General features: G+C 62.7%; 2 protein-coding genes (1 of these 2 running past the window's edge). Both read right to left on the reverse strand.

The window, feature by feature from the left end; all coding sequences use genetic code 11:
* Positions 1 to 243 carry a hypothetical protein gene (locus tag ABD720_RS01010; protein ID WP_344761342.1) on the reverse strand — a complete coding sequence of 81 codons (243 nt, stop codon included), beginning with the start codon at positions 241 to 243 and terminating at the stop codon, positions 1 to 3.
* A protein-coding gene (locus ABD720_RS01015; RefSeq protein ID WP_344761343.1) for a DUF4347 domain-containing protein crosses the window boundary here: on the reverse strand, positions 240 to 18841 show its 3' portion. It continues 9277 nt past the right edge of the window; the window shows 18602 of its 27879 coding nt (coding positions 9278–27879); the start codon falls outside the window, past its right edge — the gene reads right to left on this strand; its stop codon occupies positions 240 to 242. Before ABD720_RS01015 ends, ABD720_RS01010 begins: the two co-directional genes overlap by 4 nt.

Here is an 18841-nt window from a genome sequence, read left to right on the forward strand (position 1 = left end):
TCAGACCGGTCCGTAGCGCCGGGTATGTTCCTGCATGCCCCGTTCGACCAACTGCGCCAGACGCTTCGCAGTATAGGGCGTGAGGATCACCGTCGGGACAGCTTCACTGTCGAACTTCAGCGTGATGGTATCGCCTGTACGGAGCACCGCGCACGAGGTCGCCATCGGACCCGGTAACGCGCGCTCGTCCCACTGCGGGGCGAGCGCGATGCTCATGGCCGGATTTGCAGCGCTGCGGTTCATTGCGGCGTTTCCGCGGGTTCCAGCGCGCTGTCGTCCAGGCTGGTGCCCCAGTCGATCGACACCGCGCGGCGGACAGTCGGCGTTGCCTGCAGCTCGACGATGGCGATACCTGCCAGGTCGTGGCTTGCCGCACTGGTTTGCACTGGCGCGGTCACCCGCTCCGGCTGCGCCTGCAGCAAGTCGAGCAGCATGCCAGGTCGGCCTGCACTCATTGTCGCCAGCCATTTGCCAGTGCACGGGTCGAACTGGCGCGGCGCGCCGGATCGGGCCTGCAGCGCTTGCACGCCAACCAGCCCGGCGACGGCGATGGTGAGTTCTCCGGTGCCTGCTTGTGCGACCACCTTGACCTCGGGTCCCGCCGGATCGGCCGGAACAACCGGCACCGGCGCAGCACAAGGCAAGGCTTGTTCGTCGACCGGAGCATTCAACTCGGCCGGCAGGCATTCAGGAAGCGCCGGCGGTTTTGCAGGACCCGCGCCCGGTGCCGGTCCTGTATCGAAATCATCGGGTCGCGCGGCACCGGACGATTCCGCCACCGCCACCGTATCACCACGACTGTGCGTAACCACGGTGACCGGCTGCGTGCTCGCATCGACTGCAACGACCCGTGGCCCCGGTGCAGCGATGCTGGCCAGCAGCTGTTCCATGCGCCGCACCGCAGCTTGTCTTCCCACTGCAGTCGACTGATGCGCGTCGCTGGTTTGCGGCACCCCGGCAAACACCACATCCTGCGAACTGGCGATCAGGTCGGGCGAATTGGTGGCCGAACCAAAACGCACCAGCGATACCGCCTTGCCATCGTTGAAGGTGATTGCGCCGTAATCGCCGACCATCACATCTTGCGTGAACAGGCCATACAGCAGGTCGTTACCAAACCCGCCGAACAGCACGCTCAAGCCACTGCCGCCATGCAGGATGTCGTCGCCACCTTCGTACAGATCGATGGTCTGGGCCAGACGCAGCACGCCAGCGACATAGGTCACCTGCGCGTTGTCGCCGATGACGATGTTGGTGCCATCGCTGCCGAACAATTCATCGTTGCCATTGCCGCCCAACAGGACATCATCACCAATGCCGCTGCGCCCGATGTCGTTACCGCCGATGGTCGGGCTGATGGTAATGATCTCGACCAGGGCACCATTGGCGGCCAGCGTGACCTGGCCATTGTCGCCAAAGAGGACGTTGCCGCCATCGCCGGCATCCAGCGTGTCGTCACCGACACCGCCCACCAGCACGTTGCGGCCATCCGCTGCGCGCAACTGGTCATTGCCGCCGATGCCGGTATCGGTACTGACGATCAGCGTCACCACACCCGCATCGCTGGCGATGATCTTGCCGTTATCACCGAACACGATATCGCGGCCGGTGCCCAACGTAATGCGGTCGTTGCCGATGCCGCCGATGGCGATCTTGTCGCCGTCGCCAGCCACGACGACATCATTGCCGCCACTAGCCGATGTATCGGTGGCCGAGACGATCAGCGTCATGATGCCAGCCGCATTCAGCTCGATACGACCGTTATCGCCAAACAGCACATCGTCGCCGTTGCCGGTCGTGATGCTGTCATTGCCCAAACCGCCGAAGACGACGTGGGCGCCGTTTCCGGCACTGATGATGTCGTCGCCACCGATGCCGTCAAAATAATTCTCGGACTGGATCAGCAAGGTGGTCACGCCGGCGGCATCAAGCGTGATGCTGCCGTTATCACCAAGCACCACGGCATTGCCATTACCGAGCGTGATACGGTCGTTGCCAGTACCCCCGATGACGGATTTATACCCATCGGCAGAGACGATGACATCCGCACCACCGCTGCTGTTGGTACCCGCAAACGCGGCGATCAGCGTCGGCACGCCGGCCGCATTGAACACGACCTGGCCGTCATCGCCGAACAGCACATCGGTGCCATTGGCGCTCGTGATGCTGTCGTTGCCGAAGCCGCCCAAAATCACGTGATCGCCATTGCCGGTGCGGATCGTGTCGTCACCGCCCAGGCCTTCCAGAAAGCCCTCGGTCATGACGCGCGATGGGTGAAGTCCTGCCGCATCGAGCGTGATGCTGCCGTTATCGCCAAGCACGATGGCGTCGCCAGTGCCGAGCGTGATACGGTCGTTGCCGGTGCCACCGATGACGGACTTATCACCATCGGCAGAGACGATGACATCCGCGCCACCGCTGCTGTTGGTACCCGCAAACGCGGCGATCAGCGTCGGCACGCCGGCCGCATTGAACACGACCTGGCCATCATCGCCGAACAGCACATCGGTGCCGTTGGCGCTCGTGATGCTGTCGTTGCCGAAGCCGCCAAAAATCAGGTGATCGCCATTGCCGGTGCGGATCGTGTCGTCACCGCCCAGACCCGCCAGAAAGCCCTCGGTCATGACGCGCGATGGGTGAAGTCCTGCGGCATCAAGCGTGATACTGCCGTTATCGCCAAGCACGATGGCGTCGCCAGTGCCGAGCGTGATACGGTCGTTGCCGGTGCCACCGATGACGGATTTATTGCCATCGGCCGAGACGATGACATCCGCGCCACCGCTGCTGTTGGTACCCGCAAACGCGGCTATCAGCGTCGGTATGCCGGCCGCATTGAACACGACCTGGCCATCATCGCCGAACAGCACATCGGTGCCATTGGCGCTCGTGATGCTGTCGTTGCCGAAGCCGCCAAAAATCAGGTGATCGCCATCGCCGGTACGGATCGTATCGTCACCGCCCAGACCCGCCAGAAAGCCCTCGGTCATGACGCGCAATGGCTGGAGACCAGCGGCATCGAGCGTGATGCTGCCGTTATCGCCAAGCACGATGGCGTCGCCAGTGCCGAGCGTGATGGCATCCCTGCCGACACCGCCGAAGATGCGCTTGGTGCCGCTGATGCTGCTAATGGTGTCGTTACCACCAGTGCTGTTACTCATGTCGATAGTCGTCAGCAACATGGCTTTTCCGGTGCCGGAATAGGTCACTCTGCCGTTGTCGCCAAAGACCGTATCGTCACCGCGATCACTGTGGATGATGTCTGCGCCGACGCCGCCGAACAGCAGGTTGCGGCCGTCATGCGCGGTCAGAGTGTCGTCGCCGCCGACCGTGAAGTCGCGTGTCGCTACGGCGACCAGCAACTGTGCTGTGGCATCGAACTGCACCGTGCCGTTATCACCGAGCACGATGTTGTCGCCACTGACCTCGACCTGGTCGGCACCATTGCCGGCGATGACGATATTGCGCCCCACCAGATCGGTGATGACATCATTGCCGCCCATCGTGTCGGCAAAACTGGCGACCTGCACCACGCTGCCGCTGTCGCGCAGGCGGATAGTGCCGGTGATCTGCGTGATGACCCCATGGTCGCCCAGCAGAATATCGTTGCCCAGTCCGCCATCGAGGATGTCGTTGCCGGTGGCAAGGTTGTCACGCGTGGCGAGCGTGTCGCTGCTGGCGGCCTGATTGACCACTGTCAGCAGATCCACCGAGGCGCGGGTCAGGCGCTTCGAGACATCGAGGTTAAAGCCGGCATCGCCGTAGAGTTGGTCGTCGCCGGCACCGCCAATGATGGTGTCGTTGCCGGAACCACCCGCAAGCTGGTCGTTGCCACTGCCGCCGTAAATCACGTCGTCGCCTTGCCCGCCGTACAGCGTGACACCGGCCGTGGCATTGCGTGCATCGAGGATATCGTTGCCACCACCGCTGAAGGCAAAGGCGCGTCCGGTGATGGCCGTTGCCGTCGAATTGTAGAAGCTGCCATCCTGGCTGGTGTCGCCAAACACCACCAGTGGTGCGGCTGCACCGCCGCCGCCATTGACCGTGATGGTGTCGTTGCCGGCGCCACCCTGCACCAGAGTCAGGACGTCATTGACCGTGGCGTTGACAGTGAACTGGTCATCGCCCCGGCCTAGCATGACATCCACCACTTCGATGCCGTGGTACGTGATACCGGCATCGAACTGACGCACATCGGGACGGGCTGGCGTACCCAGGTTGAGCGACAGTGCGTTGCCCATGCCCAGACCACTGAGGTTACCGAAGCTGGCGAGATCGACATCAGCTGCGCTGGCCAGGCCATACAGCGAGGCGATACCCGAGGCATTGCTGGCATGGCCGAGCACGCCGGTGTCGTTCGACAGACTGCCGTCATTGAAGACATTGAGCGTATCGGTATTGCTGCTTTCTGCCGATGGCAGGCTCAGGACAGGCCGGGCGCCATCGGTTTCGGTCGGCAGCATCAGCGCTGTTTTCAGGGAGCGATCGCGCCCTTCGATGATACTGCCTTCGATGAACAGCGGCCCCTGGATGCGACTGACAAGATGCTGCTGAACCGGGAAAGTCTGCACCGTGACATTGCCGACCGCGCTGGCGGCAGCCGGATTGACAGCCACCTTGACCGTGAACGGGATGTTCCAGTTGGCCGTGGTGAACGTTACGGTCGGTACGCCATTAACCAGCGCAAAGCGGTCGTCGATGGCGCGGTTGTTGACGAAGTCGGACAGCGTGGTTTTGCCATCCGACAGCAGCTGCACCGTCACCGGCGCAGTTGGTTGCTTCGACAGGCTGATGGTGTAGCTATCGGTGGTGGTGGCCGACACCAGCGTGCTGCCGTCAGTCTGCGACACCAGCAAGCTGCCAATGTCGTTGTCGCGGATATCGACCGTCAGGTCTTGCGCCGACACCGCCGCATACGCCTGACCATGCCCGCCGTCGGTGCTGCTGACACTGTGGGTAATGACGCGCGAAGTGCGGTTTTCGGGGATGCTGTCATCGACTGCGGTCAGTTTGACGACAAACTCCTGATTCCAGTTGCTGGCATCGAAGGTGATGGTTCCCAGCGCGACATCGATACGACCGGCCTGCGCCGCATCGTTGGCGGCGATGATCAGTTGCGCCGCATCGAACTGCAATGCCACCGTGACGACTTCGCCGGCCAATGGCGGCCGGGTCAGCGACAGCGCATAGGTGTCACCACTCGCCATGCCTTCGACCACCTGGGTTGCGCCATCGGTCTGGCGCACGATCAGGCCGGCCAGATCATCATCGATCACATGCACCTGCACGCTGGCGATGGCCAGGTGATTGAAGGCCGCGTTGGTGCTGAGGATCGCGTGGTTGACCAGCGCCGTACGCTCGCCTTCGGCAGCGGTATCACCAGTGGCGCGCACATAGATTTTTTGCTGGCGGCCCCAGGCATTGGCGCCGCTGGTAGCACTGGAATCAAAGGTCAGTACCAGCGCCTGCGTGTAACTGATACCGTCGATCGAGACTTCGATGCTGGCGCCGCCGATCGCGCGGTCCTTGCTGCTGGCCTGCGTGGCAGACACCGTCAGGTAGGCCAGCGTGCCGGTGGTTGGCGCAGGTACATTCATGCCGATGAAATACCAGTCGGTGTCGGTGCCGTTCGGACCGCTTTCGACCAGTTGCAGGTCGCCCTTGTTTTGCTGGCTGATACCGACGGTGCCGGCGCTCTGGCCTGCCACATTGAGCTTGATGCCATCGGCATAGATGCCGTTGTAGGCCGGGTCGCTGCTGGTGATGGCGTGATTGACAAAACCGCTGCCGCCTTCGACTTCACTGGCCACGATCGGCGTGGTGACATCACCACCGATATCGATGGTGTCGTTGCCCAGGCCACCGATCAATGTCGTGACCATGCCGGCGGACGTGCCCAGCACAAAGAAATGATCATCGCCTTCGAGGGCATCGACTTCCAGCTTTTCGGTATTGCTGAAGTCCACATTCAAGCCCGCGCCCTGCACGCCGTGCTCGGTGATGACGAAGTTATCCGCCAGTTCGGTACCGATCACGACGACCGAGTCGACACCGCTGCCGCCGTCGATGCTGACCGGCGCATTGATGTTGTATTCGATGTGGTCGTCGCCGCTGCCGCCACTGAGCAGCGTATTGGTCACCGACATGCTGCCGCTGCCATCCTTGATCGCAAAGGCACGCACGATGAACTGGTCATTGCCGTCTTCGCCAAACAGTTTCAGTGGCGCCTTGTTGCTGTACACCGAAAAACTGTCGTCACCGTCGCCACCGAACACGGTGGTCGCAAAACTGATGCCACGGGTCAGAAAGCCGAGCGTCGTTTCGACGGTCGCGACCTCATCACCGGCGGCGACCTGCGGCGCGATACGGTCCTTGCCGAACACCTGGCCGAACTGGAAGAAGTCGGCACCGCTGCCGCCATCGAGCGTGGTCAGCGTGGCATTGTCATCGACATAGAACGCGTCATTGCCATCGAGCGCATTGACCAGCAAACGCCCGTTGATCGAGTCGTTGTAATTGATCCGTTCGACCAGCGCGTTACTGCCGTGGAGCAGTGCGACGAATTTGCTGCGCAACAGGAAGGTGTCGGCTTGCGCCGTGCCGTTGATGGTCAGCTGGTCGGCGCCATCGTCGGCCGCACCGCTGTCGTTGACATTGATGATGACGTCGGCATTGCCGTTCACATCGACTGTGTACAGATCGGTGCCGCCATTGCCATCGAGCGACACCTGATCACGCACGCCGTTGTGGATCGACAGCAGCGACCCGAGGTGGCTGACCGTGATCCGGTCTTCGCCGGCGCCACCGCTGATGACGGTGTTGGCCGTCAATGCCAGGTTGTAGGTCGCGTTGAAGCCCGGCGTGCTGCTGTCGGGATTCAGTGCGATCACGTCGTCGCCGTCATTGCCGGCGATGGTGAACGTGGTGGCGTCGACCGTTCCCCAGACATGGATGGTGTCGTTACCGGCCGCGCCCGAAATGCTGATCACTGGCGCACGCAGCGTGCCTTGCAGGTTGATGGTGTCGGCCTGCGATTCGCCGAGAATGTTGATGCCGAATGCAGAGATCACGGTGCCGCTGACACTGATGGTGCTGCCCGCCGCGTCGATATTGGCCTGGCCGGTGGCGTTGCCATCGGTATCACCCTGGTAATCCCCCGCCAGCGTGATCTGGCCCTGTGCCTGCACCAGCGCACCGGCTTCGATCAGCAGATCATCACCCGCCAGCAAGCGTACCGTCGCACCGGTACTGCGGATGGTGACGCCGGATTTGACGATCAGGTCGTCGGCGATGACATCATTCTTGTCATGGGCGACCAGCAGGATCTCGCCACCGGCAATGATGTCGTGACTGATGGTCAGCGGACTCATGGTGGCGATATGGATCGCACCACCGGCAACCAGTGCCGGACCGCTGCCGCCATCGATCGTGCTGGCATCCATCGCGCCGGTATTGACCAGCCAGGTACTGCCGAGTGTCGACTGGCCCTGCAGCGTACCAACCGCGGTGTGCAGCACATTGCTGGCCGCACCGATATCGTTTTTGGCGAACAGATAAGTCTTTCCGCCGGTGACATTGCCGCCAGCCAGACTGCTGCTGCGGCCGTTGAGGATGCTGCCATCCGGTGCGGCGATGAACGCGGTATAGGTACTGCCGGTGCCGACCTGATTGATGAGCAGGTTGCCAGCCACTTCGATCAGGTGGGTGCCAAGTGCGCTAATGGAGGTGAGCGTACCGCTGCCCGAATAGCTGGTATCGATATCGAGGTCGTTGCCCGAGGCGCCGATCGTACCGAAATCGGTGGTCAGCGTGATGTTGCGGGCACGGATGTCCACACCGGGACGCGAGGCCAGGCCGCTGCCGTCAATGCCGGCATCGACCAGCGAGACATGCGCACGCAGATCCACGTCGCCGGTGTCGGACGTAATGCCATCGATGTTCATGTCGCCCAGCGTCTCGTGCAGCCAGATGCTGTTGACGGCGTGGGCGGTGATGGTGCCGGTACTCGACAAGTCTGTTTCCAGCACATTGCTGCTACTGCCGATGGCATCACCGGCCTGCAGTTCGATGCGCTTGCCGGCGAGCTTCGGCATGTCGCTGTTGGGGATGCCGTCGAGGATCGAACCGGCCGCGACCAGATGCACCACGCCTTGCACCGACGAGACACCTTCGACCAGCATGTTGCCGCTGGCTTCGGTGACATACAGGTCAAACAGAGACCGTGCGGTCAGCGTGGCGCCGACGTTCAGGTCCAGCAAAAATGGCGTGCCGATACTGCCGATGGCACCGCGACCGGCTTCGAGGATCAGGTCGCCACTGACGACGTTGACGCCGCTGGTGGCGGCATTGACGATCCCGTTCTTGCCCTTGATGCGCACGTCTGTTGCGGCCACCACGTGCTCGATATTGAGCGTCAATGCCGAACTGCCGGAACCGAGCAGGACGCTACTGGTATCGGAGGTGACATTGATCTTGCCAGTGGCGTCGACATTGATGTCGTCACGCTGATCGATCAGGATCGCAGTAATGGCCGGACGTCCCGACGCCACCGTCGGCGTGACAACGATAGTGCTGCCGACTTCCGGAACCAGAGTCGTGTTCCCGACCACCGTGATGTGCTGTTCATCCAGGCTGGCGATGGTATAGAACGTCGCGCCGCTATTGCTGTTGGCGACACTACCGGTAATCGAGAATCGCATGCCGACGCTGTAGCCATCGGCCAGCCAGTCGCCGCCATCGGTGCGGGAAATCGTCGACCCGGAAAAGTTCACCGTGGCCGACACCACATCCGAGCGATTCGGGTTCAGCGCAATCGGCGTGATCGTCACGGCGCGACCCACTTCGTTCACCAGCGCGGCGCTGGCGGTGAGCGTGATGGTGCTGGTGTATACGCTGCCATCAAAGGTTTCGGTGTAGCCCTTGATCTGATAGGACACGCCCTTGCCAGTGATATTGCTGCTGGTACCGGCGATCTGAATATGCATCCCGACCTGCAGGCCGGTGCTGGTGGCACTGGTGAACGTGATGCTGTCGTTGGCGCCGACGTTGTCGTGGAACGTGGCATTTGTCGCGATCACGGCCCCCGCCAGATAGGTCACGTCGATGCGGTCGGCGGCGGCAAACGCGAGCTGCTGCGCATCGGTCAATACCAGCTTGGTGCCGTTGGTCGGCAGTGTGATGAGCACCGGAGCGCCTGTACTGCCGACAGATTTGCTGGCCCATAGCGTGACGTTGTGGCCGGCAATGTTGGGTGCCTCGATATTGATCTGCGTATCGGCTACCGGCTTGAGCAAGCCGGCGCTCATGGTGTTGAGCAGTTCTTCCTGGGTCCAGATTTTAATGCTGCCGGTCAGGGCCGTGATCTCGGCCTGATTGGCGGCGATGCTGGTGTCGAACGTGTACGCCGCGTCGTAGGTCGGGCCGACTCTGCGATAGAGGCCATCGAGGCGCGCGTAATCGGCCGCGATCTGATTGTTCAGCGTGGTAATGCTGGCCGTGTCGTAGTTCAGCGTGGTGCGGTAATAGTCTTCCTGTTCCGCAGTCAGGGTCGGCGCGGTCTTGCCGCCGGTGAGCTGATTGCGGTAGTCCCAGTAGGTGCGGTATTCCTGCACCTTGGCGGCTTTGAACGCGTCAACGGTTTCGGAGACTTTACTGGCGGCATCGGCACCGGTCAGGCGCAAGTCTTTCCAGACGCCGTTGAGCAATTCGGCGACGGTGCGTTCATCCCGCTGCTGGATCGTGTTGGCATCGATCAGTGCGCCGTCATTGACGCGGATCGAAATCGTGCCGGTTTCCGAAGTCGAGATGATGCTGTTGACGCGCAGGTTCCCGGCCGGTGCGACCAGGTAAATGTTATCTGCCGCCAGTGCGCTGACGCTGTTGTTGAGCGCCGTGCCAGCATACAGCGTGATGGCCTGACCGGCCTTGCCGATGCTGCCGCTGGCGGCATTGAGGCTGATCGAGCCACCGGCCTGGCTGGCCTTGCCGATGGCGCTGGCGGCATTGTTGGCGAGGATGGAACCCTGTGCGGTGAGCGTCACATCCTGCCCGGCACCGGCGACGATGGTGGCAATCGTCAGGTCGCCGATGATCTCGTTGATCTGGACCTTGCCGGTGACCGAGGTGGCCGTCAGGCCCGGGGTCGAGGCGACCAGTGCCCACTTGCTGGTGTCGGTGTAATCCTGTGCCGACAAGTCCATCTTGGCGGGCGTACCGGTGTAGCTGTAGACCGCCCCTGCCGTGCCGTGGCCGGGCGTGTAGTCGTTACCGACCAGCACGCGCTGGCCGTGGATGACCGGGCTGCTGTTGGTGGCGATGTAATTGAAGCTGTTCGGACTGGCCGATGTGCCGGCGCTGGCCAGCACCCACTTGGCGGCATTGGCAAAATTCTGCACGCCCAGTTCGAGCGAGGCCGCGCTGCCGGTGTAGACGTACACCTTGCCGGCGACGCCGCCGCCGAGATAGCCGGCGCCAATTTTGACCTGCGTGCCGGTAACCAGTGCGGTCAGTCCGCCACCGGTGGTGAAGTCATGCACCGGCGTGTCGACCAGGTCGACATTGAGGCCGATGGTCGGTATCAGCGCATTGCTTGTCTGTAGCAGGCCGATGCTACCGCTGGCAGTGAGCACGATGTTGACGCCGCTGATATAGGCGTTGTCGGTCAGTTGCTCGATGCCTTTTCCGGCGATCAGCGTGGTGGTGCCGGAGCTGTTGAGGATAGGCCCCTTCAGCAGGATCGCACCTAGCGACTTCACCGTCACATTGCTGGTCGAACTGCCAATGAATTCAATGCCGATGACATGCGACGCATTGATCGAGTTGGTATGGGTGTCGGTGAATTTCTGTTCGACGACGAAGGTGGTCCACTGGGTTTCCTTGCCATACCAGGTGCTGGTGGTGTGCTGGTCGGTCTGGTAGGGCGCCGGGGTCGGATCATTGACGCGGTTGTACGAATACTGGTACTCGTAGTCAACATCCCCGCTTTTCAGCAAGGGATCGACGTAGTAGTAGGCGGCATCGCCGACCAGTGTCGGCGTGCCCAGCGCTTCGGTGTTTTGCCAGGTGATGGTGCTTGGATCCTTGGCGAAAGCATCGATGCCTAGCCATGAGCTACTGCCAAATGTCGCGGATTTACGCTCTGCGGCCTGCTGCGCCACGGCCCAGCCATAGCGCTGTCCGGTCAGCGGGTTGTAGCTAGACGAATTGCCGACGGTAGATAATATCGGTGCCGTCCCGCCGCCGGTATCGACAGTTTTGGTGACGACATCGCCGGCCTTCTGGTACAGCGTAGCGGTGAAGGCGCTGCCGGCCGAAGCCTTGGAACGGTCGACGATGAGCAAGGTACCGATGCCGCGCTGCGAGGCATCGAGCCGGTTGATCTCCATGTCGTAGCCGGTCTGGTTATCGATGGTGATGTTGGCAAAACCGCCCAGCACATTGATCTTTCCGGTACCGGTATTGGTGATGTGGCCATCGAGTTCGATATAGCCGCCGCTGACGCGCAGTTCCTCGACCTGGATGTGGCCGGTGGCGTTGTTGTAAAAGACCGAGAAATCGGCGGTCGAGACCGTCCCCAGCTTAACCAGCCCGCCGGCAAACTTGGCCAAAGTAATCTCCAAGGCGGCCGACGCGCCTATGGTTAGCGTGTAATCGGCGTGACCGCTCTGCATTACGCCGTCGACATTGATGTACTCGGCACTGATATGAATGCGATCGCCGTAGACGTTGATGCCGGGATAGGTCTGCGTCTGGGCGGCACTGATCGGCGTACGCGTATAGGTTTGTGCCAGCACGTCGCTGATCGCCGCCGTGATGCCGGTTGCATTGAGGCCGGGACCGGTACTGCCAGGGCTGGTGCCCATCGCCAGGTTGCTGACGGTTTTCCAGGTGCCGTAGGCTTCGCCGCCGACCGAGTACGAGGTCACACCATCGATATAGACATTGCCGCCGGCGACGATCGCCATGTTCTTTGCGCGCACTTGCGCCGTGATGCGGACATCGCCCTTGCCGCCGGTGATTTCCAGCAGCAGGCTGCCGGACAGGTTGCTGATGGCGCCGATGACGGTGATGTCCGGAGTCGGATCGTTGACCGTGGCCGTGAAGGTATTGCGCACGATGATGGCCGGCTCGGCGCTGGTGCCAGGCTGGGTGATGCTGGCGAACTGCGCCACCGTACCGTCCTGATTGAACCCGGTCAGCGCAGCGTTGTTATTGACCAGCACGCCGTTCATGTACAAGCCGCCGTTGGTGTCGGGAATCGTGATGCCTTCGAGCTTGAGGAAAGCTTTGGAATTATTGATGATCATCACCGTGGCATCGCCCGGCGTATCGAAGACGCCGCTGCCCTTGAGGACATCAGCGCGGATATCGATCAGGCCGGCCTGCGCCCAGATCGGATTGACGTAGACCGTCAGCACGGTTTTGCGGATCTCTGCACCGGGAACGATGACGCCACCGGCGGTGGTGCGCGTTGCACCGAGCAGGCCATCAGCGGCCAGCGCGGCGCGGATGCGCACGATTTCATTGGTGTAAAACGTGATCAGCGTGTTGTTGCCTGAGGTGGCGTAATTGTTGAGCTGCGCTTGCGCATTGACCAATTGCTTGGACAGGTCGCTTTGCAAATCTTCCTGCACCACGCTGTAGCTGATGCCGCCGGTTCGGGTGGCGGCCTGCAGCGCATCGGCCGGGGTCGCACCGTTGCTGCTGGTCTTGTCGTTCAGTACCAGTGTCTGGTTGCGGGCGATGCCGGTACGGATCGTGCCATCCATCGTGACCGTGCCGACTGCGTCGCTCGACAGCGATCCGCTGAACGATTCCGAGCCGTTGATCGCATCTGCAATCGCGCTGGCCCAGTTGGTGGCCTTGGCGCGACTGGTCATGTTGGCATAGCCGAGGCGCTCGGCATGCAGCTTGGCATCGCGTGCGGTTTCCAGGATGACGCCGGCAGCTACCGTGATGTTGTTGGTCTGGGCCAGCGTGGCGCGTGAATCGACATCGTCGATCGGGATCGCGCTGCCGGCAAACGTATCGGTGCGGGCGCTCAATGTGTATTGGTCGCGGTCGAACGTGATGCTGGTACCGGCCGAGATATTGAGGTTGCCATCGGCATGCACGACTGCATTGGCATCGATCAGAATTTCATTGACGGGCAGGATCTCGACCACGGTCTTGGCGACCGCCACGGTGGCAACGCCGTAGGTTTCGGCGGAGACGGTGGCCGACACGGCACCCTGCCCGCGTGCCGACAGATTGACCGTGCCAACGCCGGTCAGCGCCGCACCCTGGCCGATATGAACCCGCGCGACATCACTGAGAGTTTTGATGGTCGAGAACGCGCCGGCACCAGACAGCGCGCCGCCGGTGATCAACGTGACCTTGTCGTAGACGACCAGGTCATTGAGGGCGGCAAGATGCAAATCGCCGGCGGTCGCAGCCAGTCCGCGCACGTCGAGCAGCGCAGTGGCACCGACATTGACGACGGTATTGAGCGTCATCACGACACTGCTGTTGGCCCCTGCTGCCGACGCCAGGCCACCCGTGACGCCGATGATATTGGCGCTTTCCTGATAGGCCTTGAGGACATGGCTGGTCGCATCGATGGCGATCTCTTTGGCATGCACGATGACATTGGTGCCGACGCCGGCCGTGGTGCTGGCAGTGACAACATGATTGGCCACCGCACCGGCACCGGCAATGACGCCGCCAGCGATGGCTTTCTGGTTGCTGTTGAACGCCGCCATGTGATTGGCCGAAATGGTCAGTTTGCCGGTGCCGTCGAGTATGCCGATGGCGCGCCAGTAGTTGGTATTGCTGAAATCTTCCGTAGCCAGGTTGATCGAGGCGGTGGCCGACCGGCCGGGACCGACCCGCACCCAGCGCGTGGTGTCGGTGTAATCCTGCGTCGCCAGGCTGACGCCGGCAGTTTGCCACAGGTGGGTATCGCTGTAGTCGGCGGTACTCAGATCGAACCCCGTGACGAACGTGCCGATGTATTTGTAGGATTTCGGCGTGATACCTGTTTTGACCGAGACCGTGTCACCGGTGTTGAGCGTGACAGATGTCTGCGTCGACGCGTAACCGGCCCCGACCGGACCGACATAGCGATAGCGCGCACCGATCTCGCCGGCACCGGCAAAGCCGATGAAGACGTCGACAGTGTTACCGGTTTGCGGCGTCTGGGTGCCGCTGTTGGTGGTGTAGTTGGCGTCGGCATCGGTACCGAGATACTGGTAGCGGGTGCCGGCATCGCCACCGCCACTGCCACTGCCCAGATGGGCCGCATCGACATCGACGGTCTGATCGCGACCGACGACTTGCAAGCCGTCGCCGGTGTCGAAAGTGGCGTGCGAACTCGACACCAGAATCGGCAACTGGTTGTCAGCACCCAGCTCGATGCGGCGACTGTTCGCGCCGTCATGGATGGTCGCGCTGGTGACGCTGATGTTGCCGGTATCGGCCTGTGCACCGGCACCGGCCAGGATGCCGCCACTGCCGGCCACCGTATTGGCGAGGTTGTTGTCATTGCCCAGCGCGGTGATCCGCAAGCTGGCACCGGCGAGGCTGACGCCGCTGCCGAGGTAGGCGGTCGTGACGGTATTCGATTCGGCCTTGCTGCCGGCAGTGCCGGCAGCAACCAGGGCAATGGTAGCGCTGAGTGCCTCGGCATTTTGCTGCGACTGGCTGTTGGCCGTGACACTGGTGGCTCCACGGATGACCAGCGTGGCGTTGTCGGCGACGTAGCTGCTGACGGTCGATGGACGGGTGCTGTTGCCATTGCCGGCATGGGCATAGGTCGACGCGACGCCGATCAGTGCACCACTTGATGCCACGGCATAGGCCATGGCCGAGTCATCGCTGCCGTCTAACAATTGCGCGGCGCTGACCGTCAGCGTGCCGGTCGTGATGCTGCCACCGGCATGCGCGGTGACGGTCGGAGCGACGCTGGCATCGGCCGACGAGACACCGACGGCGATACCGCCGATGGCAATCCCGAAGGCATTGGCGATAGCCTTGGGCGTGGCACTGGCCGTGACCGTGACCACGTTGCTGGTGACGATACTGTGCAGCGCGGACCCGGCAGCGGCATCGACGACGGAGGCGACTGTGGCGTAGGCCATCGCGCCGCTGCCGGCTAGTGCGCCACCAGCCGCCGAATTGGCATTGGCAGTGGCGTTGTCGCTGGCATGGGCCGTGATGATCAGGTCGTGCGCGGCAGTGATGTTGCCATCGACATGCGCGCTGACCGCGCTGGCCGCGCTGGCGTTGGCCGTGCTCACCCCGATCGACACCAGGCCGCCGGCGACGCCGATGGTAGTGCTTTTGGCGGAACCGGTCGCGGTGGCTGACAACGTGATATTGCCTTTGGCAGACAGGATGGCCGCGCTGCCTACGCGCACTTCCAGCGTCGGCCTGACGGTCGAGGTGGCGCTCGCGCCCGCACCGGCACCGCCGATGGCAACGGCCACTGCCGTAGCGATGGCCTCGGTGAAAACGGTATCGCTGGCAGTGCTGGAAAGGTCGATGGCACCATTTGTCGAGCTCACCGTGGCACTGTCAATCGTCGTACTCACGCTGCTGGAAACGGTGTTACTGGACAGCGAGACGCCGATCGAGGCACCGCCAACTGAGCCGGCGAGCGCGCCGGCACCAACACGCGCCGTGATGCTAGCGGCTTCATTGGCGCTCAACGCAATCCGACCATCTGCCGTGGCGCTGCCGCCCCGTATGAAACTGGCGATGGTGCTGTGGACGGTATTGAACGAATTTGCACCGGCACCGGCGAACGAGGCGCTGTCGGCCCCGGCCGCGATGGAAACTGCCGCAGCCACGGAGAGGGCCACGATCTCGGCCGAGGCACTTGTCGACAGCACCATCTCGCCGGCTGAACTCAGCACCGCATTGTCACTGTAAGCGCGCACGGTGTTGCCGATATCGTTCTCGGCGATGGCCGCGCTGATGGACATGGCCTTGGCGTCGGCACCACTGGCAATCGCGACCGCCGCGGCGATGGTCTTGGCATGGATGCTGCCAGCGTCGGTGGCACCGAGGCTGATCTTGCCGCCGCCACTGGTGGTGACGACCGAGCCGCCACTGACGAAGGCTTCGACCGTATTGGTCAGTTTGCCGATGGACGAGCCGCCGGCACCCGACGCCGCCGTGCCACTGCCCCCAGCGGCAATCGCGATCGCACCGCCGAACGACAGCGTATCGATGCTGGCTGTTTCGCTGGCATTGAGGACGATATCGTGGTTTTGCGCGGTCGCGGTCGATGCGGTGATGCTGGCGCGGACCGTGTTGCCGATGGTGTTGCTGGCCGTCGCGAAACCGATCGCACCGGCTGCTGCGACGCCGCCACCGGCGATGCCGATGGCAACGCCACCCGCATTGGACAGCATGGTCGAGGTATCGGTGGCGGTCATGGTCAGGGTGCCGCCATTGGCGCGCACGCCTATGCCGTCAGCGCTGCTGTTACTGATCGTTGCCAGGACCTGGTTGCCGATCGTGTTCCCGGAAGTCGCACCTGCTACGGCGGCGGCACCGCCGCCCACACCACCGGCGACGGCCAATGCACCGCCAAGGCTGAAGCTCTGGATGGTCGCGTTTTCGGTGGCTGTCAAGCTGACTGCGCCACTCGAGATGACTGTTGCCGCATCGATCTTCGCCTCAACGAGGTCGTGGATCGTATTTTTGGAAAACGCCACGCCCAGCGATACGGCACCACCGACCATGCCGGCACCCAGCGCCAGGCTGACACCGCCGGCATCGGCCTTGATGGCGGCGCTGTCGGTTGCAGACAGCACGATGCCACCACTGGCAATGGTGCTGACAGTGCTGCCATTGCCGATCATGGCGCTGACGCTGTTGCCGATCGTGTTGCCGGAATAAGCACCGGCGGCGCCGAAACTCAAACCGCCACCGCCACCGGCCGCACCTGCCAACGCGCCGCCGATCGACAGCGCCTTGATGACAGCGGTTTCATTGGCACTGACAGAGATGTCGCCGCCGGTGGCCGTCACGCTGGCGCTGTCGATGGTTGCCAGCACGGTGTCGGCAATGTCATTGATCGCGACCGAAATGCCGATCGAGGCAGCCACGCCATCACCGGCCACCACGGCCAATGCCAGCGCCCCGGCACCGGCCAGGATTTTCGCGTTATCGGTAGCCACTAGCTCGATGGCACCGGCGGCCTTGATACCTTTGCCATTGGCGGCAAGGCTGTTGCGGATGCTGGCCGAGACATTATTCTTGACGGTATTGCCGGAGCCGGAACCCGCCGCCGAGCCGCTCAGACCCGAGCCGCCCGAGCCGACGCTGAGCGCCACGCCGATGGTCAGCGCTTCGATGGTCGCCTTTTCATTGGCGGTCAATTTCACACCGCCGGCCGATTTGACCCAGGCGTTGTCGATACTGGCAGTGGTCGTGTTCTCAATCTCGTTGAGCGCGACCGAGACACCGGCGGCAAGCGCCGGTCCGCTCTTGGACAGCGCAATGCCGATGCCGCCGGCGAGCACCCGGATCGTGGCGTCATCGGTGGCGCTCAGAGTAACACTGTCGGCGGCGGTGCCGGTCGTGGTGATCGCACTGGCATTGAGAATACGGGCGTCGGTGGTGTTGCGGATGCGATTGATCGATATGGCGCCACCGAGCGCGAAGTTGCCGGAACCGGCACCGGCGACGGTGATGTTATTGATCTGGCCGTTGTAGGTCGCGCCGACGTCGAGGGTGCCGGCGGTGATGCTGCCGGTGACGTTCTCGATCGAGGCGCGCACCAGGTTGTTGGTGCGGGACGTCGGATCGTTGGGGTCGCCGCCCAGATAGTTGTACGACACCGACGCACCGATCGCGCCGGATGCAGCGGATGCACCGATGCCCGAAATCGCAATCGCGCCGGCCAGCGAACTGATGGTCGAATGGTCTGATGCGGTTACGGCGAGTTTGCCAGCCGCATTGATGCCATCGAGTGCAACGATGTTGGACACTTTCGCAGTGACGCTGTTGCGGATGAAGTTCAAGGCGACCGAACCGGCCCCGGCCACCGCGCCGGCACCGGCACCGCTAACAGCCATCGCGGCGATCTGTACATCCAGCCCGGCTGGCAGGCTGGTCGGCTTGGCGAACGTCGCGTCGACCGTGATGTCGCCGGTCGTGGTGCTCACGATAGAACTGTCGATCAGTGCGCTGACAGTGTCCTGCACGCTGTTGACGGCGAATGCAAAGCCGGCCGCAAAACTGCCTCCGAAGGTGGCGCTGATATTGCCGGCCAGCGTGGCGATCGAGGCGGTGTCTTTGGCCCGCACGGCGACATCGCTGCCGGCCTGCACGGTCGATCCGGAGTCGATGGACGCATCGATACTATTGCCGATCAGGTTGATGGCAAACGAACCGCTGAGCGACACCGCACCGCCAACCGAGGCAGCGCCACCGAGCACGACATTGATGATGCGCGCCGATTCTTCGGCGCTGACGATCACGTCACCGGCACTGGCGCGGACCTTGGCGGCACTGATCTGCGCCAAGATGTTGTTGCGAATGTCATTGACGCCAACCGACGCGCTCACCGCCGCGCTGTTGAGCGAAATGCTCAGTGCGCCGGTGCCCGAATTGACCTGCGAGACATCGTGCGCCATCACGCGCACATCGTCGGTCGTCGCGACGACTTCATGCACGGTACCGGTATTGCTGATGTATGCGCTGATATTCATGCGCACGAAATTGAGCGTGATGGCACCCGCACCGGAGGCACTCGTGCCACCCGCACCGGCCAGCGTGACGCTGGTGATTTGCGCACCGACCGACGACGGCAGCGCCAGGTTCAGGCCGCCCGCATTGATCGCACTTTTCTTGA

This window comes from Actimicrobium antarcticum, from assembly GCF_039536745.1.
GTDB lineage: Bacteria > Pseudomonadota > Gammaproteobacteria > Burkholderiales > Burkholderiaceae_D > Actimicrobium > Actimicrobium antarcticum.